Source organism: Methylobacterium sp. 275MFSha3.1 (assembly GCF_900108435.1).
Classification (GTDB): Bacteria; Pseudomonadota; Alphaproteobacteria; order Rhizobiales; family Beijerinckiaceae; genus Methylobacterium.
In genome coordinates, this window is record NZ_FNWP01000029.1 from 19,370 (window position 1) to 40,135 (window position 20,766).

16 protein-coding genes are annotated in these 20,766 nt (G+C 66.5%); 4 read left to right on the forward strand and 12 right to left on the reverse strand.

Annotated features, from left to right (window positions below; genetic code table 11):
* Window positions 1–358 precede the first annotated feature (358 nt).
* The 3 genes from BLW78_RS26305 to BLW78_RS26315 form a co-directional block, all read right to left on the reverse strand.
* Entirely contained in the window at window positions 359–1,735 is a 1,377-nt protein-coding gene (locus tag BLW78_RS26305) for an MFS transporter (RefSeq protein WP_091683064.1), read from the reverse strand.
* Between the two features lie 201 nt (window positions 1,736–1,936).
* The gene (locus BLW78_RS26310) at window positions 1,937–2,587 is read right to left on the reverse strand and encodes a polysaccharide deacetylase family protein (protein WP_029359437.1); all 651 of its coding nucleotides are present in this window, start codon (window positions 2,585–2,587) and stop codon (window positions 1,937–1,939) included.
* 74 nt (window positions 2,588–2,661) lie between these two features.
* A complete protein-coding gene (locus BLW78_RS26315) occupies window positions 2,662–3,597 on the reverse strand; it encodes a LysR substrate-binding domain-containing protein (RefSeq protein WP_244527063.1) in 936 nt (311 codons plus the stop codon).
* A 177-nt stretch (window positions 3,598–3,774) separates the two neighbouring features.
* Here BLW78_RS26315 and BLW78_RS26320 point away from each other — a divergent pair, with 177 nt between their 5' ends.
* The 4 genes from BLW78_RS26320 to BLW78_RS26335 all read left to right on the forward strand — a co-directional run bounded on the left by BLW78_RS26320 (window position 3,775) and on the right by BLW78_RS26335 (window position 7,257).
* The gene (locus BLW78_RS26320; RefSeq protein WP_020096256.1) at window positions 3,775–4,263 is read left to right on the forward strand and encodes a carboxymuconolactone decarboxylase family protein; all 489 of its coding nucleotides are present in this window, start codon (window positions 3,775–3,777) and stop codon (window positions 4,261–4,263) included.
* Window positions 4,264–4,343: 80 nt separating this feature from the next.
* Window positions 4,344–5,738, forward strand: coding sequence for an MFS transporter (locus BLW78_RS26325; RefSeq protein WP_244527064.1), 1,395 nt, complete (start codon window positions 4,344–4,346; stop codon window positions 5,736–5,738).
* The gene (locus tag BLW78_RS26330) at window positions 5,735–6,391 is read left to right on the forward strand and encodes an alpha/beta hydrolase (protein ID WP_056531139.1); all 657 of its coding nucleotides are present in this window, start codon (window positions 5,735–5,737) and stop codon (window positions 6,389–6,391) included. The genes BLW78_RS26325 and BLW78_RS26330 overlap by 4 nt, the downstream gene beginning before the upstream one ends.
* Before the next feature lie 14 nt (window positions 6,392–6,405).
* Window positions 6,406–7,257: a fumarylacetoacetate hydrolase family protein gene (locus tag BLW78_RS26335; protein WP_091683068.1), complete on the forward strand. Its 852-nt coding sequence runs from the start codon at window positions 6,406–6,408 to the stop codon at window positions 7,255–7,257.
* A 595-nt stretch (window positions 7,258–7,852) separates the two neighbouring features.
* On the opposite strand, the gene BLW78_RS26340 is transcribed toward BLW78_RS26335, so the two are convergent.
* The 9 genes from BLW78_RS26340 to BLW78_RS26380 form a co-directional block, all read right to left on the reverse strand.
* A complete protein-coding gene (locus tag BLW78_RS26340; RefSeq protein WP_091683070.1) occupies window positions 7,853–8,653 on the reverse strand; it encodes an alpha/beta fold hydrolase in 801 nt (266 codons plus the stop codon).
* Window positions 8,654–8,793: 140 nt separating this feature from the next.
* On the reverse strand, window positions 8,794–10,143 hold the full coding sequence (locus tag BLW78_RS26345; RefSeq protein ID WP_091683071.1) for an MFS transporter: 1,350 nt from the start codon (window positions 10,141–10,143) through the stop codon (window positions 8,794–8,796).
* A gap of 173 nt (window positions 10,144–10,316) precedes the next feature.
* Window positions 10,317–11,123: an enoyl-CoA hydratase/isomerase family protein gene (locus BLW78_RS26350; protein WP_020096249.1), complete on the reverse strand. Its 807-nt coding sequence runs from the start codon at window positions 11,121–11,123 to the stop codon at window positions 10,317–10,319.
* Window positions 11,124–11,166: 43 nt separating this feature from the next.
* The gene (locus BLW78_RS26355; protein ID WP_056531127.1) at window positions 11,167–12,726 is read right to left on the reverse strand and encodes an AMP-binding protein; all 1,560 of its coding nucleotides are present in this window, start codon (window positions 12,724–12,726) and stop codon (window positions 11,167–11,169) included.
* Window positions 12,719–13,252, reverse strand: coding sequence for a (2Fe-2S)-binding protein (locus tag BLW78_RS26360; RefSeq protein ID WP_042669571.1), 534 nt, complete (start codon window positions 13,250–13,252; stop codon window positions 12,719–12,721). Before BLW78_RS26360 ends, BLW78_RS26355 begins: the two co-directional genes overlap by 8 nt.
* Window positions 13,240–14,103 carry an FAD binding domain-containing protein gene (locus BLW78_RS26365; RefSeq protein ID WP_020096246.1) on the reverse strand — a complete coding sequence of 288 codons (864 nt, stop codon included), beginning with the start codon at window positions 14,101–14,103 and terminating at the stop codon, window positions 13,240–13,242. The genes BLW78_RS26360 and BLW78_RS26365 overlap by 13 nt, the downstream gene beginning before the upstream one ends.
* Window positions 14,100–17,072: a xanthine dehydrogenase family protein molybdopterin-binding subunit gene (locus tag BLW78_RS26370; protein WP_091683073.1), complete on the reverse strand. Its 2,973-nt coding sequence runs from the start codon at window positions 17,070–17,072 to the stop codon at window positions 14,100–14,102. The genes BLW78_RS26365 and BLW78_RS26370 overlap by 4 nt, the downstream gene beginning before the upstream one ends.
* A 137-nt stretch (window positions 17,073–17,209) precedes the next feature.
* On the reverse strand, window positions 17,210–18,067 hold the full coding sequence (locus tag BLW78_RS26375; protein WP_020096244.1) for a helix-turn-helix domain-containing protein: 858 nt from the start codon (window positions 18,065–18,067) through the stop codon (window positions 17,210–17,212).
* A gap of 488 nt (window positions 18,068–18,555) precedes the next feature.
* Window positions 18,556–20,517 (reverse strand): response regulator, encoded by a 1,962-nt coding sequence (locus BLW78_RS26380; RefSeq protein ID WP_091683076.1) that lies wholly within the window; start codon window positions 20,515–20,517, stop codon window positions 18,556–18,558.
* Between the last annotated feature and the right edge of the window lie 249 nt (window positions 20,518–20,766).

Consider the following 20,766-nt stretch of genomic DNA (forward strand, 5'->3'; position numbering starts at 1 on the left):
CCAGAACGCCTCGGCGCGGACGCGTTCGAGTTGATTCTCCACCTTGTTCAGGCAGGCCCGAATGAAGACGCATCCGCCGCGACGGCCTCAGCGCGGATCAGCGGGGCGGCCTTCCTGGCCTGGATCTTCTCGACAATCGAGAGCAGGTGCGCGCGATCCACCGTCTTACGCGTGGCGCTGCCGGAGCGTCCGCTTCGGAGAACACGGCGGTGTACCCCGAATGGCCGGGTTGAGCGCGAAGCGAAACGGTCGGTCCTACGCGCCCCGACGATCCGGCGAGACGTAGTCTGGCCGTAAGCGGCCGATCCGCTTCAGAGCATGCCCGCTGTGGAATTGGACACTAGCGACAGGAGCGATGTCACGACCGCGTGCCGAAGTCGCAGCCCGTGTTTATTGGCTTTGATGACAGAGGTCTTTCAACCAAACGCGGGTTGCGGAGGGAGAGAATAGCCATTCCGCCGGTGGCAAGGACGAAAGCGACGAGACCCGTCGAGACGGCGAGACCGCCCGTCAGGCTCGTGAAAAATCCGAACGCGATTGGCGCCGCCAGGCTTCCGACCTGCCCCATGCTGCTGATGAAGGCGAGACTTCCCACGGCTTCGGCTTCGGTCAGGAAGCGCACCGGTATGGTCCAGAACAGGGCGGTCGCCGACAGATAGCCGATGGCGAGCAGGGCCAGGCAGGCGATGGCCGCCGCAACGTTCTGCGCGACGAGGGAGATGGCGAGGGCGGCCGTCGCGGCCAGGAAGGCGGATAGGGCGAAATGCCACCGCCGCTCGAGCCGCCGGTCCGAACTACGGCACAGCAGGAGCATGCCGACGGCACCCACGGAATAGGGGATCGCCGACAAGAGCCCGACGCTGAACACGTCGGCTACGCCCGATCGCTGGATAATCGTCGGCGCCCAGAAGTTCAGAACGGTCCCCGCCCAGGTGATGGAGAAATATCCGAAGGTCGCGATCCACAGCTTCGGATTTCGCAGGGCCGACAGGAAGGCCCTCGCGGGCGCGGGTCCCTGTTCGAAGGTCCCGGATGAGAGATCGGCCGCCACGATCGCCTTCTCCCGTGGCGTCAGCCAGGCGGCATCCGCGGGTCGGTCACTCAGCACAAAGAACGCGCCGACTCCGACGAGTACCGGCAGCGCCCCCTCTACGAGAAACAGCCATTGCCAGCCCTTGAAGCCGGCCGCGCCAGCGAGGTGCTGGATGATCCAACCGGAGGCTGGTCCGCCTACGATGCCCGACACCGCAATGGCGAGGACGAACAGCGACATCACCCGCCCGCGCAGGCGATGGGGGAACCAGAAGGTGAGGTAGAGGACGATGCCCGGGAAGAAGCCAGCTTCGGCCGCACCGAGTAGGATCCTAGCCAGGTAGAAGGTCGCCGGGCTCGTCACAAACGCCATCGAGCAGGACACGAGGCCCCACAGACACATGATACGTGTCAGCGTCTTCCGCGCGCCAATGCGGCCAAGGAGAAGATTGCTCGGCACCTCGAAGAGGATGTACCCGACGTAGAAGATGCCGACGCCGAAGCCGTAACTCGCGTCCGACAGGCCGATGTCACTCTGGAACGTCAACTTGGCGAAGCTGACGTTTACACGGTCGATGTAGTTCAGGACATAGCATAGGAAAATCATCGGGATCAGCCGGAGGCTGATCTTCCGATAGATCCTGGCTCGTTCGTTCTCAGACGCTTGCTCGATAGCAACGCGCGTCTTGGACGCATCGGCCATTCCAAATCCCCCATCGCGAGCTTGGCTTCCGCGGCGCGATCCTGTTCGAATAATTCGCGCCGTCCCGACCGAGCCAAGTCTCGCTACGAAGCATAGCAGGCCATTTTGCAGTGTTGCGATGATATATTTTCGTCGTTTCAATCGATGCCATCGATCGATGATGCCGGCAGATCTGTCGCACGCCCTGCGAGGGTGTGCCGATCAATCGGCCATGAAGTCCGGAGACATCGACACAGTCCGTCCCGCTTCGGTCAAAATCACCGACCTCGGAATCGCCTGCTCGAAGGTCGCTCCAAGATCTGTCAGACGTTGAAGCAGCTCAGGCAACCGGACAAGGCATCCAGCCTCGATGTCATGAATGACCATGACACTCCAGTCCTGCTCCCGCACCTGGGCCATCGCGGTCTCGACCCAGCCGTCCGCGTCCTTCCAGTCACCGGGGACGCTGTTCCAGGTGATCGTCGTGTAGCGTTCGGCGAGGAGGTGATCGAGCGCCGCCCGACTCAACAGATGCCGGCCGATCAGTCCGTCGTTCCCGTAGGGGCGGAAGAGCTTCTCCGGTCGCGTCAGCGAACCGATCCTTTGCTGCGTCTCCTCGATCTCTCGGAGCGCATAGTCCCGGTCCGTCCGGTCCCCGAGTGCCACCGAATGCGTAAAGGTGTGATTTCCGATCCAATGCCCCGCTGTATGAGCAGCCCGCATGAGATCGGCTGCAGCGGGGTCGTCGAGCCTCTGCCCGATCACGAAGAAGGTGGTCTTGATTCCGGCCCGGTCTAGGATCCCCAGGATCTGATCCGTCACATGTGGTGTGGGGCCGTTGTCGAAGGTGAGGGTGACCTGCTTGGCTGCCATATCTGACTCCAATTCGGGCTCGTTCGCCGTAGCGGTCGTGGACACACTGGCGAGCTCCCGCGACGACATCCCCGCTACAACCGACGCGTCGAATGAGAAGCCTTATCGCAGGCTCGTCGGAGCGTGTGCAGGAAGGATGCGACGTGCGGAGGCAGGACCTCGTTCCGGCGCAATAGCACGCCAGGGCTCCGCATGGGCGTGGGAGTTTCCAGAGGAACCGACAAAAGCGTCCCATCCTCTGGGACGGCCTGTCTCGACAGGATCGCGACGATGTTCATACGCCGAACGAGGCCGAGGATGGGACCGATCGTGTTCATCTCTGCGACGAGGTGCGGGACGGCGCCGCATTGCCGGAAGCAGTCATCCAGCAGCCTGCGGGTGGTGAATTCCGGTGAGAGCAACACGACCGGCTGATGGTGGAGTTCCGCCATGCGGACCCATTTCCGGGCTGCCCACCGGTGTTCAGGCGAAAGCACGAGATCCAGAGGCTCGTCATAGAGGGGTTCGAAGGCGAGATCCTGCTGGTGGTCCGGCCTGTAGGAGATACCGAGATCGAGGGCACCGGCCAGGAGCCGCTCCTCGATCACGCTAGCGGCGAGTTCCTCCACGACGACGCGCATCGAAGGATTGCGGGTGAGGAACTCGGTCAGGCAGGCGGGGACGAGATTGACGTTAAAGGTGTGCGTCGCGGCGATCCTAAGCCAACCGGTCAGGACCTGATCCTGGGGGGACAGCGCCCGAAGGCCCTCGTCCAGTTCGCCGAGGGCCCGTAGGACACGGGGCAGCAGGTTCTGCCCGGCTTCAGTGAGGAACACGCGCTTGCCGACGCGGTCGAACAGGCGTTGCCCGACCTGATCCTCCAGTTGCCGGATCTGGTGAGACAGGGTCGATTGGGTGATGTGCGTCTGCCGCGCGGCCCGGGTGAAGCTCAGGTGCTCAGCCAGAGCCACGAAGTAACGCAGGTGACGGAGTTCCATCGGTCTGCCCGTTCGATCGACGGCATCGATCAATTGAATGCATCGATATCATTATATCGATGCAACCCGGCGCGCTATACGATGCTGACGCTGGGCTGACGGCTTCTACCTTCACGGTCCGCCACTCCGCGCAAACGCCCTGATTGGGAGCTCGAAGTGCCGAGGATTGGGAACGCGAGCCGGGCCAGCGTCGGACCAGATCACCAGGGATTGTTCGACCGCCTGGAAGCGCTGCGGGGAAAGCCGGTCGAGAACGTCTTTCTCGCCGTCGCCAACGCGCCTGCGCTGTGTGACGGGGTTCTCGCGATGGCGATGTCGCTGCGCCAGAGCACTCTGCTCGACCGGCAACTTCGCGAACTAGCCGTCCTGACGGTCGGGCTTGAGACGCGGGCTGACTACGAGGTCGCGCATCATTGGAACTCGGCGGTGAAGGCCGGGCTGTCCCAAGCCAAGCTGGAGCAGCTTGCGCAGTTCGAGACGGATGACCGGTTCACCGCTTCCGAACGCGCCGTCATGCGCTTCGCTCGCGACGTGACGCGGACCGGCCGTGTCGATGACGGCCTCTGGGCCGAATTGTGCGGGTTCCTGGACGAGCAGGAGCGACTAGAACTGGTCCTGACGACGGCTTGGTACAACTGCGTCGTTCGCATCCTCCTCCCCCTCAATATCGAACTTGAGGACTGGTTCTCACGTCTCTGAGGGCGAGCGCGAGAGAACTTGCGCCCGGCGTGCCTTCGAACCGGACGGAAGTTCCGGAACAGAATAGGGAGATCATGAAAATGGACGTGACGCCCGGAGGTGATCCGCCCGTGCTTGGCCGACCGCCGGCTAAGTCATTCGCGACGGATGATGTAGATAGCGCCGCACTCTATCGAAAATTGCAGTGGCGGCTGCTGCCGTTCCTCTTCGCATGCTACGTGGCTGCCTATCTCGACCGAGTGAATATCGGCTACGCGCAGTTGCACATGCGCGCGGAGCTGGGCTTCAACGACGCGGTTTACGGCCTCGCCGCCGGACTATTTTTCGTCAGTTACTTTCTGTGCGAAGTCCCGAGCAACTTCGTCCTTCAGCGCGTCGGCGCCCGGCGAACGCTGGCGCGCATCCTAATCCTGTGGGGGCTCGCCTCCTCGGCAACGATGTTCATCACCGGGCCCCATTCGTTCTACGCGCTGAGGCTGATCCTGGGAGCGTTCGAGGCGGGCCTCGCCCCCGGGGTGATGTACTATCTGACGCTCTGGTATCCGAACCGCCGCCGGGCGGAAATGACTGCAATTTTTCTGAGCGGCAGCATGCTCGCCGGTGTGATCGGTGCACCTGTCTCAGGCTTCATCCTCGAAGGCATGCAGGGCGTCCTCGGCCTCAGGGGCTGGCAGTGGATGTTCCTTCTGGAGGGCATGCCGGCCGTGCTTCTCGGGCTCGTCGCGCTCCGGATCCTCGTCGACAAGCCTCAAGATGCTCCCTGGCTGACATCATCCGAGAAGATGCTCCTTTTGGCAGAGATCGACCGGGACGCGAACTTGGCTGCCGGCGGCCATGCATTCGGTGCGGCGTTCCGCGACCCACGAATCTACGTCCTCGCGCTGGCGTACTTCACCCTCGTCTGCGGGCTCTATGCGATTACCTTCTGGATGCCCGTGATGATGCAGGCCGCCGGTGTCCAGGGAGCCGCCGCAATTGGCCTATGGTCCGTAATCCCCTATGCGATCGGCGGCATCGGCATGGTGTGGCTGTCCCGACGCTCGGACCGACGGCAAGAGCGGCGGTGGCACTACGCCGTCTGTGTCGGTGTCGGTGCCTGCGCGCTGATTGGGGCGTCCCTCGCCGGCGCGAACCTTCCAGTCGTCCTGGCACTGCTCTCCGTCGCGACCGCGACGCTCTTCGGCGCGATGCCGATCTTCTACGGCATCCCGATGGCCTATCTCCCCGAGCGTTCGGCCGCGGGCGGCTTGGCGCTGATCAACTGCCTTGGCCTCACGGGTGGCTTCGTGAGCCCCTTCCTGCTGGGCTGGATCCGGAACGCGACGGGGAGCCTGACGCCCGGCCTGTGGTTCATGACGGGCTTGATGCTGACGGGCATCGTGGTGCTACTCCTGGCGACACGCCGCCCGTTCACGCGAGTCACGCCCCACCCCGCCAACTCCGGGCTCAGTTTCGGGTCGGAGGCAGGCCGGTGAGCCTCGATAGCTTGGCCCACCGCTGGTATGCGTCGGAAGGGAGCCGATCGCCGCTCCTCCTGCTGCACGGCACCGGAGGTGACGAAGACGAGCTTGTGCCCTTTGCCCAGGCAGCGGCCCCCGGCGCGCCGATGCTGGCCGTCCGCGGAGCCGTATCGGAAGGTGGCAAGCTGCGCCACTTCGCTCGCCATCCGGACGGTCGTTTCGATTCATCCGAGGTCGTCCGCCGAGCCGATGAGCTGGCGGCCTTCGTCGCGGCCGCCCGCGACCGTTACGGTTTCGGGCCCCCGCTTGCCCTCGGCTTCTCGAACGGAGCCAACATCGCGGCCGCACTCATGCTTCTGCATCCTGCTCTTCTGACGGGCGCGATCCTGTTGCGCGCCGTTCCACCGCTGACTGGTACCGCGGCCGCTGCCCTTGTCGGGCAGCGCGCCGTCGTTGTCTCGGGCGAGACGGATACGATCGCGCCGCCGGCACTCGGGGCCGATCTGGCACTTTGCCTGACCGAGCTGGGCGCCGAAGCGACCCACCATGTCCTACCCTGCGGCCACGACCTGACACCGGCCGATGTGCCCCTCGCCCGCGACTGGCTCAGCTCTCTTGCCGAAGGGGCACCCGCTGGACCGGCTTCCTCCCACTTGATTCGCCCTTGATCCGGAGATGATCGATGAAGCTCTGTCGTTACGGTGAGGTTGGGTCCGAGCGGCCTGCTCTGGTCGATGCTGCAGGCGTCCTCCGCGACCTCTCGTCGGTGTGCCGTGATCTTGGTCCGTCCGAACTCGCGCCCGACGGTCTCGCCAGGATCGCACAGACGGATCCGACGCGGCTGCCCCGGGTAGAAGGAAGCCCCCGCCTCGGCGTTCCCTTCACAGGCCTCTCGAAGTTCATCTGCATCGGGCTCAACTACTCGGACCACGCGGCCGAGGCCGGCATGGCCATCCCGAGCGAGCCAATCATCTTCCTCAAGGCTCCGAGCGCCGTCTGCGGGCCGAACGACGACACGATCCAGCCCCGCGACTCAACCAAGCTCGACTGGGAAGTGGAACTCGGCGTCGTGATCGGATCGACGGCGCAGTACGTCACCGAGGAGCACGCCCTCGATCATGTTGCCGGATACTGCGTCGTGAACGACGTCTCGGAGCGGGCCTTCCAGCTTCAGTCCAGCCAATGGGACAAGGGCAAGGGATGCGATACGTTCGGTCCAATTGGACCCTGGCTCGTGACAAAGGACGAGATCCACGATCCGCAGCAGCTCGACATGTGGCTCGACGTGAATGGAACCCGCCGTCAGACGGGCAATTCGCGCACGATGATCTTCGGCGTTCGCGAGATCATCGCGTACTGCAGTCGGTACATGACGCTCCTGCCGGGCGACATCATCGCGACGGGCACGCCGCCGGGCGTCGGCATGGGGATCAAGCCCAAGCCCGTCTGGTTGCAGCCGGGCGACACGGTCTCGCTAGGGATAGAGGGCCTCGGGCAGCAAAGCCAGCGCATCCGGCGGACCGATCACGGCTAGGGCGCCTGTCGGCCGGCTCAGGGTCGGGAGGGCGACCCGCCATCCAATCCGGGCTGAGCCGGCGGCCTGCTCGGATCATGCATTTCGCAGGATCGCGATCTTAGGCCCGTAGGTCCGCTTCAATGTGCGGCAGGTGCAGAACTTTGCAACGGCATTGCACGTGCTGACCACGAACGCAGTGAAATGCGGAGCACTACGGGCTGTGTTGGCCAATTCGCCGTGACGCGGGAGGTAGTGGCCGAAGATGGCGTGGCATAGCGGCATGATCTAGGCCTCACACCTGAACGAACAAATGGCGCTCACCTCAAGCAGGCCAATGCCTGGCTTCCCTCGTGAGTATGCATGTGGCCGACGTTCGCTTTCATGCCTTGCTGGCCGAAATTCGATAGACAGAAAACCACTCATCGAAGACGTTTACAGAAGTGCTTCGTGATGGAAAATGCTGGCCGGAAGCGGAAAGGCGATTTGCGGAAGTGCGGGACATATAGCAGACGTGGCGTTTCGGCCTCTCGCAGAATCGCGAACTGAAGATGTGCTTCTGTTGTCGGAGACAGCTCCGTCATTCATCATAGCGCCGTCAGGATTGTGTAGATCCTTAGCCTGGTTTGTCTTTCAAGACATACTCGACGAAAGCCGAGATGAGAGCGACCGTGTCCGCGAAAGCTTCGCGATGTGGTTCATGACCGACACCCGGCATCTCACGGACTGTGAGCAGGCTGGGTGGACATGATCTGCGGGCTGCAGCGATCTGGGCTTGCGTCCCGTAGGCGTCCTCGGTTCCCTGTATAAGTGTCACGGGGACGGTCAGGCGTGTCAGCGCAGCCTCGATCGTCCATCCGCGCCGGGCCGGATCCAGCCATGCGTCGTTCCAGCCACGGAAGGCCCCTTCGACATCGGTGTGCCAGCGGCCGAGGCGGGTCCTCAAGAGCCCCCGCTCGTAGGCGGCTCGGGTTCGCCGGATCGCGGACAGCGTGACCTCCTCCACGAAGAAATGCGGCGCCATCAGCACACCGCCCCGCAGGCGGGCATCGCCTTCCGCCAAGGCGAGAGCGGCGATCGAGGCGCCGTCGGAGTGGCCGATCAACACGCCGCTCCTGAAATCTGCGGCGTCGAGTAACCGCGGGAGGACTATGCGGGCCTCGTGCTCGAGATAGTCGGCCGGGCGAGGCAAGGGCACCGGGCTCGACGCGCCATATCCCTGGCGGGAGACGGCCAGGACACCGCACTCTGTCGTTTGGGCGAGGGTCTCGGGCAGGGCGCCCCATTGCATCGCCGAACCGAGGCCTTCGTGGAGCAACACAAGCGTGGGGGCCACCTCCGGCTGTCGACCGACGAAATGATATTCCAGTCGACCATCGCCGAGATCGAAGAAGCCGGAGGATTGCAGACGAGCCATTTCATCGCTCCCACCGGGATTCGACCAGCACGTATCGTCCTTCCCTCGGAATAGGGAAGGACGGACTGGTCAGGGGCGTGCAGGCGGAGGACCAGCAGAACGCTCGCCCTGGGAGGTGGCTCCGCCTGCATGGGGGGCCGTCACGCCCGGTCGAGGTTGCCCTGCGTCTCCGGAGTGATAACGGCGCCAACGAGATAGACTAGCGTGACGCATGTCATCACGACCGTCAGCACCATCGGGATCTGCGTCGGCCCATCGGCGATGAGGGAGACGAACGTCGGCAGCATGCCGCCCAGCGCGAAGCCGATATTCCAGGTCAGGCCCGTCCCCGTGGCCCGTACCGCCGTCGGGAATTTTTCATTGAGGAAGATCAACAGCGGCGCGTAGCTGGCGTTGGCGATGAGCGAGAGAAGGAAGGCACAGGCCGCGACCCCCATGAGGCTCGTCGTGTTCGCCATGGTCAGGAAGAGAACGGGAAAGGCGAACAGGCGGATGACTCCCATCAGCAAGAACGACCGCTTGCGCCCGATATGCTGGCTCAGTTCGCCCATGCCGCAGGCGCCGATCGCCGCCGCCACGTTGGCGCCGATCAGGATCATCGAGGCGGTGGCGTTCGGTACGCCGTTCACGAGCTTGAGGAGGGTCGGCAGGTAGCCGGACGTGAGGTAGTAGGCCGCGCCGCCGCCGAAGGAGATGAGCGTCGCGACCGCGAAGCTTCCCCGGTTGGACGGCGAGAACAGCGAGCGGATCGGCGAGGCCTTCGCCGGAGCACCCTCCCGGAGCGCGGCCTTGCGGGCCTGCAGTTCCTTGAAGATCGGGGATTCCTCGAGGTTGCGGAAGAGGATCAGGCCGATCACCGAGGTCAGTAGGCCCGAGAAGAACATCACCCGCCAGCCCCAGTCGGCGAAGGCCTCGCCCGGCGCCATGAGCGAGACGAGATAGAAGACCAGGGAGGCCAGGAGGCCGCCGATGGCCGAGCCCCCGCTGCCGACCGCCCCGGACATCAGCCCCCGCCACCGCTCCGGCACAGATTCCGTACCGATCGTGTGGGATGCCGCAACGACACCGCCGACGAAGACGCCCTGGACGAGGCGGAAGAATAGGAAGATCCCGGTGGCGAGCCATCCGATCTGGCCGACCGTCGGCAGGAGGCCGAAGACCGCCGTCGACAGGCCGACGCCGATCACCGCCACCATGAGGGCGCGGCGGCGGCCGAAGCGGTCCGCATAGGAGCCGAACAGGGCGGAGCCGAGGGGCCGGATCAGCAGCGTGACCGCGAAGGAGGCATAGGCTCCGGCCAGCGACAGCATCGGCTTGTCCGCCGGGAAGAACAAGGTGCCGACGACCGGCGCCACGTAGAGCAGAATGAACAGGTCGAAGAGATCGAGCCCCCAGCCGAACAGCGAGGCCATGGCGGCCGTCGCCGTCTGCCGGCCGGTGGGCCTGGCGAGGGCGGGGGGATCGGATGCGAAGGTGGCGGCGGTCTGCATGGGGTTCCTCCGGGGGATGCGGTCGTTGCCGCGGTGGGGCCGGTTCGGGCTCTGGGTCTGGATGGGAGCCATTCGGGCGCGCGCCGTCGTTTCCCGCCTGGGCGGGATCGAAGCGATGTGGTGAAGGTCACGGGATGGGGGGAGCCGCTATGCAGCCCCCCGGCGCGGCCGGGCTATGAGCCGGTGAAGCGCGGCGCGCGCTTGGCGTGGAACGCTTCGACGCCCTCGCGGAAGTCATCGGCCTGCCGCAGGCGGCTGTAGCAATGCCCTTCGAGCTCGATGGCGATGGAGAGGCTCGCATCCTCGGTGTCGTTGAGGAGCTTCTTGGCGGTGCGCTGGGCGATGGGGGAGAAGGCGCGCAATTCGTCGACCAGCGCGTCGGTGGCCTTCTCCAGGTCCGCGTCGGCCACGCATTCGGTGGCGATGCCCCAGTCGAGGGCCTGCCGTCCGGGGATGCGCTTGGAGCGCATCACGATGTCCTTGGTCCGGGTGATGCCAACGATCTTCTGGAGACGGGCCGAGCCGCCGGAGCCGGGAATCTGCCCGAGCTTCTGCTCGGGCAGGGCGTAACGGCAGGTCTCGGAGACGATGCGGAAGTCGCAGGCCAGCGAGATCTCGAAGCCGACGCCGAACGTATAGCCCCGGTTGGCGGCGATGACGGGCTTCGAGCAGCGGGCCGGCGCCGCCATGTTCCAGGCGAGCTTCGAGACGTGCTCGGGCGAGGCGTCGAGGAAGCCCTTGATGTAGCCCCCCGACGAGAAGTGTTCGCCCTCCGCCCGCAGGACGATGACCCGCACGCGGGGATCCTCGTCCAGCGCCTCGAATACCTTACGGATCTCGTCGCGCTGGGGCATCGCAATGACGTTCATGGGCGGCCGCGCCAGGATCACGTCGGCGCGCTCGCGCTCCGAGTCGATCTCGACGCGGAACCCGTCGAGGTTCGTCAGGCGCGGGTCGATGGTGTGGGTGTCGCTCGTCATGGGTTTGGTCTCTCGCTTGTGATTCGGAGTGGGGGCGGGACCGTCAGGCAGCCTCGTGACCTTCGGCATGGGGCTCGGCCCCGCCTTCCAGGACGTACTCGCCGGCCACGAGTTGGCGGCGCAGCAGCTTGCCGACCGGCGATTTCGGGATCTCGTCCACGAAGACGTAGCGGCGCGGCAGCTTGTGACTCGGCAGGCCGCCGGCCCGGCAATGGGCGTCGAGCGCCGCCGCGTCGGTGCTGCCGCTCCGCTTGATGAAGGCCGCGACGATCCGGCCCCAGCGCTCGTCGGGCAGGCCGACGACGGCGACTTCGGACACCGCCGGATGCAGGGACAGGCGGCTCTCGATCTCGACGGGCGAGACGTTCTCGCCTCCGGTGATGATCATGTCGTCCACCCGCCCGGTGACGTAGAGGTCGCCGTCGGCGTCGGCGAAGCCGGTGTCGCCGGTGAAGTACCAGCCGTCGCGGAAGGCCTTGGCGTCGGCCTCGGGGCGATGCCAGTAGCCCTCGAAGGCTTCGTCGCCCTTGGCGATGACGGCGATCTCGCCCTCCTCGCCCGGCGCGGCGGTCCGGCTAGGATCGCCCCCCAGGGACACGACACGTACCATGGTGTTGAGGCCCGCCCGCCCGGCCGAGCCGGGCTTAACCGCCGCCTCGTGGTTGATCGTGAAGGTGTAGACCTCCGACGAGCCGTAATGATTGACGAAGAGGTCCGGCCGGAACGCCTCGGTCAGGCGGGCGAGCAGGCCGTCCGTCATCGGTGCCCCGGCGAAGCCGAGCTTGCGCACGGAGGTCGTGTTGGTCGCCTGGAAATCCCGGTGGTGCACGAGGTCGTGGTAGAGGGTCGGCACGAGGTAGAGGTTGGTGATCCGCTCGGCCGCGATCAGCCGCAGCGCCCCCGCCACATCGAACCGGGGAAGGCAGACGAAGGTCCCGCCGATCAGCGACATGGCGAGGAGCGAGCGCACCCCCATCGTGTGGTAGAGTGGCATCACGCCGAGCGTGCGCTCGCCGCGCCCGTAGAGGTTTTGCGCTACATGGGCCACGGCCGCCGCGCGCTCCGCCCGGTGTCGCCGTGGGACCCCTTTGGGCTTGGCGGTGGTGCCGGAGGTGTAGAGCATCAGCGAGATCGCCTCCGCGTCGGCCCGGGGCGTCGCCGACGGCCCCTCGGTGGCGGCGAGGTCGGCGAAGGCCGTCTCGCCGGGGCCGGGTGGCGTGCCGACGGCGATGCGCGGGATCAGCTGCGATGCCGCGCTCTCACGCAGGCTCGCGGCCGAGACCGGTTCGTAGGCGATGGCGCGGGCTTCCGCGTTCTCGATCGCGAAATCGATCTCCTCGGCCTTGGCCCGCCAGTTGATTGGCGTGATCACGACTCCCGAGAATTGGCAGGCCCAGTGCAGGGTCGCCGCCTCGTGCCGGTTCTGAAGGACCGTGACGAGGTGGTCGCCGGGCTTCAGCCCGAGCCGGTCGAGCCCGGCCACGGTCGCGGAAATGACCCCGAACCACTCCGCGTAGGTCAGCCGGGTCTCCCCGTCGACGAGGGCCAGGGCCCAGGGATCGCGGGAGACGCTCGCGAGGAAGCTGGTGCCGAGATCAAGCATGGGCGGCCTCCGGGGATGACGGGGCCGGGATGTCGCCCCTGAGTTCCGCAGCCGCCTCCAGGGCGGCCTCGATGATCGGCGCGTAGCCGGTACAGCGGCAGAGATGGCCCCCGATCACTTCCGTGATCTCTCGTCGTGACGGGTTCGGCCGGAGCGCGAGATAGGCGTCGAGTGACATCAGGATGCCGGCGGTGCAGAAGCCGCATTGCAGGGCGTGCCGCCGCCGGAAGGCCACCTGCAGCACCCCGAGGCGGCCAGGCTCCGGGGCCAGACCCTCGACGGTCCGCACGGCACAGCCCTCGACCCCCACCGCGAGGGTCAGGCAGGCCCGGGCGGGCACCCCGTCGATGGACACCGTACAGGCGCCGCAGACGCCGTGCTCGCAGCCGACATGCGTGCCCGTGGCCCCAAGCCCGTGGCGCAGGGCGTCGGTCAGCAGGGTGCGGGTCTCGACTTCGACCGCGGTCTCGCGCCCGTTGAGGGTGAAGGCGACCGTGTGACGGTCCTGCGCGTCTAGCTGTGGCATGGCACGGCCTCCTGATGGGTGTCGCCGCGGGCGACCTTGGCGGCTTGTTCCAGCACCCGGCGGCCGAGGCTGCGCACGAGGTCGCGGCGGTAGCGGGCGGTGGCGTGGAGGTCGTCCCCCGCGCCGAGGTCCCAGGCGAAGGCGTTGAGGGCATCGTCGAGCGCCGAGCCGTCGAGGTGGGGGAAGTCGCGGGCTGTGGGCCGGTCGGCGACGCCGCCGACAGCGAGCCGCATCCGGGTGCCGTCCACCACGGCGGCGCAGGCGACGATCGCGTAGTCGCCGTGTCGCCGCCCGATCTCAGCGAAGGCCGTGCCGGTGCCCTCCCGCCGCAGCGGATAGGCGATGGCCTCGATCATCTCGTCGTCGGCCCGGTCAGTGACCATCATGCCAGCGAAGAAGGTCTCCGCCGCGACGCGCCGGACCTTTCGCCGGTTGCGCAGATGTACCTCGCCCTGGAGCGCCACGAGGCAGAGGGGAATCTCTGCGCTCGGGTCGGCATGGGCGACGGAGCCACACAGTGTCCCCCGTGCCCGGGTCTGGATGTGCCCGACCCACGGCAGGGCGGCGGCCAGCAGCGGCAAGTCCCGGGCGAGCCCCGGCCGGTCGAGCAGGATCGCCTGCCGCACGCCCGCCGGGATAACGAGGGCCCCCTTGTCGAGGCGAGGCTCCTTGAGAGCGGGGATGCGCATCACGTCGACGAGCACGGCGGGCTTCGTCAGCCGCATGTTGAGCATCGGCATCAGGGACTGGCCGCCCGCGATGATCCGGGCCTCGGGGCCGTGCTGGCGCAGGGCTTCGAGGGCGTCGTCCACGGACGTGGCGCGCAGATAGGCGAAGGGCGCGGGTTTCATGCGGACACCCCCAGACGCGCGAGGAGCCATCGCAGGGCGGCCGGGAGGCGGAGCCCGCGCTTGCCGGACCCGCCGGCTCGCCGGGCGAGGGCCGTGAAGAACCCGCCGATGATCACCCGCGCGGCCCCGTCGAGGAGGCGTCCGCCCACCGCCGCGACCTTGCCGCCCACCGCCGCCTCGTAGACGTAGGCGATCCGCGTGCCCCCCGAGCCGTCGGGCTCCAGGGTCAAACGGCCGGTGCCGCCGCCGCTGCCGAGGCCGCCCGTCACCGTGCCGGTGAGCGTCACCGCCCGGGGCTCATCGAGATCGGAGAGGATCACCTCGGCCTTGTAGCGACCCTTCACTGGACCGACGCCGAGGGTGACGTCGGCCTGGAACCTTGTGTCGGAGAGCTTCCGCACCCCATGCGAACCGGGAATGATGGAGGCGAGCACGTTCGGGTCGAGGAGCATCGCCCAGACCGTCTCCGGCGGGGCAGTGACGGTGGCCGCGCCGTCGCCGCGCAGGGTCCGGTCGCCCGCCTTCGCGGCGGCCTTCGCGGCTCGACCGGCCGGCGGCGCCGGCTCGTCGCCCCCTGCCGCGAGGGCGGCGAGCTTGGCAGGCGTCAGGGGCAGGTCGATGGCCTCGAGGTCGAGGGCGTCGGCCACCGCGTTGGCGAGGCAGACCGGCGTCGACATGCAGTTTCCCTCACCGACCCCCTTCGCGCCGAGCGGCGTGAAGGGAGACGGGCTCTCGACGTGCAGGATGCGCAGGTCCGGCACCTCGGTCGCGGTGGGCAGGAGGTAATCGGCGAAGGTGCCGGACAGGAAGGCGCCGTCGTCGCCGTAGGCGAGTTCCTCGTAGACTGCCGCGCCGAGCGCCTGCGCGAAGCCGCCGCGCACCTGGCCCTCGACCATGCCCGGGTGCAGTACGCGCCCGCAATCGTGCATCGAGACGTAGCGGTCGATGGCGATTTTCCCCGTGACCCGGTCGATCTCCAGGCCGCAGATGTCGAAGATGAAGCCGTGGCAGAGGGAGGAATTGATATGGTCCTCCGCGTCCGGAGCGGTCAGCTCCGGGGGCGTCCAGAACACCGTCTCGCGGATCACCGCGCCGAGATCCTCGGGCACGAGGCCCGGCGACCAGTGGCTCGTGGCGGCCACCCGCGCGAAGGGCAGGCCTGCATCCGGGTTCAATCGCGAGGCGATGCGCCCACCCGCGAAGAGCAGGTCCTCGGGACGTAGGTTCAGCTGAGCCGCCGCGATCCGCGCGAGCCTGTCGCGCAGGCGGGTGGCGGCGAGGTGCGCGACCCCCGCCACGGCGGCGGCGAAGCGGCTCGCATAGTTGCCGGAGGCAATGGACCATGCGTCCTTGGCGGTGTCGAGGTCGGCCGTGACCCGGACCTGCTCCATCGGGAGGCCGAGGACGTCGGCCACCACCTGGGCCAGCACTGTCCGGTGCCCTTGGCCCTGCGGCACCGAAGCGACCTGCACCGTCACCGAGCCGACCGGATCGAGGGTGATGGTGGCGGTCGATTGCGCGCCGTTCTTCGGCCCGGCCTTGGTGCGCTCCTCCGCCGTCAGGACGGTGGTGATGTAGCCCATGTTGGAGACGCTGGGCTCGACCGCCGCCGTCAGGCCGATCCCATAGAGGCGGCCCTCGGCGCGGGCGGCGTCCCGTCGCCGCTTCAACTCGACGAGCCCGCCATCCCGGGCGGCTTCGTCGAGGGCGCGCTGGTAATTGCCGGAATCGTAGAGAGCGCCTGTCGCGGTGCGGTAGGGAAAAGCGTTGGCCGGGATTAGGTTTGCCCGGATCACCGCGAAGGGATCGAGGCCCAGCGTCACGGCGATGCGCTGCATCAGCCGTTCGAGCGGATAGTAGACCTGCGGCCCGCCAAAGCCGCGCACGAGGCCGGTCGGGGTCTTGTTGGTGAGCACCACCCGGTTGCGTACGGCGACGTTGCGGATGGCGTAGGCGCCGGTGAGGTTGCCGTGCATCCGGTAGAGCGTGGCGGGTTCGGGCGCCCGCAGGTAGGCGCCGCAATCCTCGACCTGATCCCAATCGAGAGCGGTGACGCGCCCGTCCGCCTCGAAGGCGGCCCGGAGGGTCGTGACCCGGTTCGTGGCGGAGACGGAGGCCGAGAGGTGCTCCAGCCGGTCCTCGATCCACTTCACCGGCCGTCCCACGAGGCGGGCCGTGGCAGCGATCAGGACCGCGTAGGGGGCGACGCCCTGTTTCACCCCAAAGCTGCCGCCGGAATCCGGGGGCGTGCGCAGGCGCAGGCGGTTGCCCGGCACCTTGAGCGCCCGGGCAACGACCGCGTGAATGCTGAACGGCCCCTGGAAGTTCGCGAGCACGTCGTAGGAGTCGTCGGTGGGGTCGTAGGAAGCGACGACGCCGTAGGTCTCCATCGGCGAGCCGGTGTTGCGCGGGTAGCGCACGGTCACGGACAGGCTGTGCGGGCTATCTGCGAAGGCGACCTCGGGGTCACCGTAGCGGAAACGCCGGTCGCTCACGAGATTCGCGCCGACACCCTCGTGCAGGATCTCGCTGTCGGGGGCGAGGGCCGCCAGCGGGTCGACCACCGCCGGGCGGACCCGGTACTGAACCTCGATCAGGTCGCAGCCGTCCTCCGCGAGGTAGCGGTCGCGGGCGACGACGATAGCCACCGGCTCGCCGACATAGCGCACCCGGTCCACCGCGATGGCGCGGGCATCGACGGCCGCCCGCAGGGCCGGGACGAGACCGGTGGTGACGGCATCAAGGTCGCGGCCCGTGATCACGGCGATGACGCCGGGCAGCGCCTTGGCCGCCTGGACGTCGATGGCGAGGATGTCCGCATGGGCGTGGGGCGAGCGCAGGATCGACGCGTGCAGCGTGCCGGGCCGCGTGCCGAGATCGTCGATGTAGCGGCCGAGCCCGGAGAGCAGGGCGGCGTCCTCAACGCGCTCTACGGACCGTCCGACATAGCTCGTTGACACGATGCCCAAGCCGCTTCCTCCACCGGACCTCTCGATGGGGTCCTTGTCGCGGGCAGAGTGACGGATCCGGGCGGGCGCCACGATGCCGAGGCATCTCGCGACTTACCCAAACGTCTCATTTTCGACGTCGCGGAGGGCCTTTGGCTTCACACGGCGGGTTGGCCGCTTCGCCGGACAATGCTGCGGAATACGCTTGGGGGCACGCTGACATGATCCCGGAAGAAGCGCGAGAAATGGGCAGGCGCGGCGAAGCCGAGGCGCGTGCCGATCGCCGCCAAGGATTCCTCGCTGCCCACGATCGACTCGACGGCTTGCTCGATGCGGATCGCGTTGAGGAAGACGTGGGGCGGAGCTCCGGTGGATTGCTCGAACAGGCGATAGAATTGCGCTCGGGAAAGGCCCGCCTCACGGGCCAGGGCCTCGATCCCCAACGTGGCACCGGGCTCGGCGCGCACTCGCGCGATAGTCCGCCGGATGCGCCAATCGCTGGCGTTGCGCCTGGCGGCGGCGCGGAGCGACTCGGCCTCCTCACGCCACGCGGTGAACCGCTCGATTACCGCGATCATCAGGCCCGACAGCAACTGATCCTGAATGTGCGAGGAGTGCGGCGCGTAGACCATCTCCGCAGCGAGGTCGTGCGCGAAGCGGCGGATCGTCGGAGTCACGCCGCCCAAGGGCTTTCCAAAGAAGCCAGGCGCTCCGCTCGCCGCCCAATTGCGCCGGAAGGCCCCCAGCCAGTCCGGCTCGATATAGAGGGCCAGGATCATCGCCTTGGCGCGGCGCGGATCATGGAGATAAGCGTGCGTTTCCCAGGCATTGACGAGCACGGCCTGTTCGTCGGTCAGCGCAACGACACGGTCCCCGACGAGGAACTCGGTGTCGTCCCCTTCGACCTTCAGAAGTACGTGGCAGTGCGGATGCGCGTGCCGAACAAGGCTCCGGTCCATGTCGAGGAGCGCCACGCGACCAAAGGTGCCATGAGCAATCTCGAGAGCCTCAGACATGCCTGCAAGTAGCATGATTCCGGCGGCACAACCAGTTTCTGGCCGGCCGGCTGATCGCATAAAATACGCCGTGTCATCGCTCCGACGATCTTACGGGATAGCTGATTTCCGTTCCGAGCCTACCCATCAGTGCTATGGCACCATCGACTTTCAGGACATGCAATGTTCTCCGGCGCCAGTATCGATCGCTTCATTGCGGCAAACGACAGTTCCAGTTGATGCCGACACTGTCTGCTTGCCGCGAGGCAGGCAGCGCGCTCCAGCGGCGGGTATGGGCGCCAAGCCGAATGTCTGGTTTTACCCGCGATTGCGATCCAGCGTGTCGTAGTCTGGCCGAGAGCCGTCATTCCGCTTTGGAGCAAACGAGTCAGAAAAGCGGACACAGGGCCTACGACCCGGCCCAGTCATTCGGGCTTCTGAACTGATGACCTCAGATTAGACTACGGGTTAGGCTCGATGCCGATGCTGCTGCGCCACCTTCACCCTTTTCAGGCGGTCAGACCTCTCAGCCTTTCTGCCAGACTCGCCGACGCGAGGTCGCCACGATTGAGGATCTGGCTCGCGCCGCGAAGCTTGCTCCGGTCGTCCGCCGAGAATTCCCGACCCGTCAATACGATCACCGAGATGTCCGAGCAGCCGGGCACGGCTCGCACGCCCTCTAGGAAGCCGAAGCCGTCCATGATGGGCATGTTTAAGTCCACGATGACCACGTCCGGCTTGGTGGCTGCCACGTGCTGCAGGCCTTCTTCCCCGTTCGAGGCTTCCACGACCGACCATCCGTCCTCCTCGAGGGTGGAGCGCATCGCCATGCGGGTCACGGCCTCGTCTTCGACCAAGAGCACGGTGCCGCGCCGGTCCGTCCCCGACAGCCTGAACTGATTCACAATCTTGCCAAACCGGGACCAGTCGACCGGCTTCAGCATGTAGTCCGAGGCGCCGAGCGATTCCGCGAGATTGCGTTGGTCGACGGACGTCACCATCACTACGGGCGTCGACGCAAGTATCGCGTCCGCTTTGATCTGGCTCAGCACCGACCACCCGTCCACACCCGGCATCATCACGTCCAGCACGATGGCGCGCGGTCGCAGCTTCCGGGCTAGGTCAAGGCCGCTCCTGCCGTTCGTGGCTGTCTGGACCCGGAAGCCCTCGCGATGAAGGAACCGCGTCGTGAGCGCGAGCTGGTCCGGATCGTCTTCGATGACCAGGATGACATCACCATCCAGCTCGTCGTCAACAATGATGTCCGGATCGTTCGAGGCTCGCTCATCGACGGGTGGAACAAAGGTTGCCGGCACGGTGAACGTGAATGTACTTCCCTGGTTAGGCGTGCTGGAGACCGTAACCGTCCCTTCCAGCATGTCGGCGAAGGAACGCGTGAGCGAGAGGCCGAGCCCGGTCCCCCCGAAGTTGCGCGTCGTGGAGGCGTCGGCCTGCTCGAAACGCTGGAACAGGCGCGAGACCTGCTCGGCCGTCATACCGATCCCAGCATCGGTGACAGAGAGCGAGAGCCGGTCGATGCCCGAGAGATCCGTCATGCGCGAGGCGGCGAGCGTGATGATCCCATTTTCCGTGAACTTGGCGGCATTGCTCAAGAAGTTGAAGAGCACCTGGCGTGTCTTCGTCAGGTCGGAATGCATCTGGCCCAGGCCGACCGCGAGTTGCAGTTCGAGCGTGTTGCCCCTCTTGCCGACCAGCATCGCGACCGAACTCGCGACGTCGCGCAGCATGTCCTCCACCGCAAAATCCTCGGTGTAGACCTCCATCTTGCCGCTCTCGACTTTGGAGAGGTCCAGCACGTCGTTGATCAGGCCGAGCAGGTGACGGGCGTTGCGCTCGACCTTGCCGATGTCGACCACGAGGTCCGACGCTGCGCAGCCGTCGGAGATCTCCTCACCCATCATCTCGCTATAGCCGATGATTGCGGAGAGCGGGGTGCGGAGTTCATGGCTCATGTTGGCCAGAAAATCGCTCTTCGCTGTGTTGGCCTGCTCGGCCGCTTCCTTAGCGGCCTCCGCCGTCGCATTGGCGCGGGTCAACGCCGCCTCCCTTTCGACGAGGATGTGGTTTGCAGCGTGGAGCCGCCCCAGCGTAGCTTCGTTCTGCGCGACGGACCGGCGCAGGGTGTGGCAGATGCACACGATGGTCGCGCCGACCAATGCGTACTGACACAGCAAGGCATCGTCGACGCCGTTGAGCATCCCGTCCTGCGTGTAGAACCACGCGGCGATCAGGGTGGACAACGACAAGGCCAGCGTTCCTGGACCCCAGCCAAAAGCGAGGCTCGCGAGCAAGAGAACCGGGATGTACAACAGGAACGGCGCGACGTAGGCCGGAGCGAGGAACCGAACGAACGTCATGGCGCCGACAAACAGCAGCGTGACGCTGTAGTCGGTGACCGGCGCGTGACGCCGGCGGGCGACCGTCCCGATCAGGTTGTGCAAGCTGCTCATGAGACGTGAGTGTCACGTGCCGGATGCTTTGCAAAGCGAGCGCGTCCTGCACCCGCCTCGGGGCACGCCGAAGGTCGTCGCAGAACGCGGGCCGCGGTCATCATGCTCGGGCAGCCAGAATGAACGAGCCGGGCGTGCGATAGATGTCTGGTTCGGCGCGGCAACTCGCCGTCCGCGGGGGTGCGCGATTAAGTCCACGTTGAGCGGCGGGGTTTATTCCGCGGCCGGACCGTTGCCTGGGTGTGGAGC

Excerpts from the sequence above, each read along its gene's own strand:
- BLW78_RS26310 (WP_029359437.1), bottom strand. The coding sequence starts at position 2,587 with ATGGCAGCCAAGCAGGTCACCCTCACCTTCGACAACGGCCCCACACCA.
- BLW78_RS26305 (WP_091683064.1), bottom strand. The coding sequence starts at position 1,735 with ATGGCCGATGCGTCCAAGACGCGCGTTGCTATCGAGCAAGCGTCTGAG.
- BLW78_RS26345 (WP_091683071.1), bottom strand. The coding sequence starts at position 10,143 with ATGCAGACCGCCGCCACCTTCGCATCCGATCCCCCCGCCCTCGCCAGG.
- BLW78_RS26350 (WP_020096249.1), bottom strand. The coding sequence starts at position 11,123 with ATGACGAGCGACACCCACACCATCGACCCGCGCCTGACGAACCTCGAC.
- BLW78_RS26380 (WP_091683076.1), bottom strand. The coding sequence starts at position 20,517 with ATGAGCAGCTTGCACAACCTGATCGGGACGGTCGCCCGCCGGCGTCAC.
- BLW78_RS26375 (WP_020096244.1), bottom strand. The coding sequence starts at position 18,067 with ATGTCTGAGGCTCTCGAGATTGCTCATGGCACCTTTGGTCGCGTGGCG.
- BLW78_RS26340 (WP_091683070.1), bottom strand. The coding sequence starts at position 8,653 with ATGGCTCGTCTGCAATCCTCCGGCTTCTTCGATCTCGGCGATGGTCGA.
- BLW78_RS26355 (WP_056531127.1), bottom strand. The coding sequence starts at position 12,726 with ATGCTTGATCTCGGCACCAGCTTCCTCGCGAGCGTCTCCCGCGATCCC.
- BLW78_RS26335 (WP_091683068.1), top strand. The coding sequence starts at position 6,406 with ATGAAGCTCTGTCGTTACGGTGAGGTTGGGTCCGAGCGGCCTGCTCTG.
- BLW78_RS26365 (WP_020096246.1), bottom strand. The coding sequence starts at position 14,103 with ATGAAACCCGCGCCCTTCGCCTATCTGCGCGCCACGTCCGTGGACGAC.
- BLW78_RS26360 (WP_042669571.1), bottom strand. The coding sequence starts at position 13,252 with ATGCCACAGCTAGACGCGCAGGACCGTCACACGGTCGCCTTCACCCTC.
- BLW78_RS26325 (WP_244527064.1), top strand. The coding sequence starts at position 4,344 with ATGGACGTGACGCCCGGAGGTGATCCGCCCGTGCTTGGCCGACCGCCG.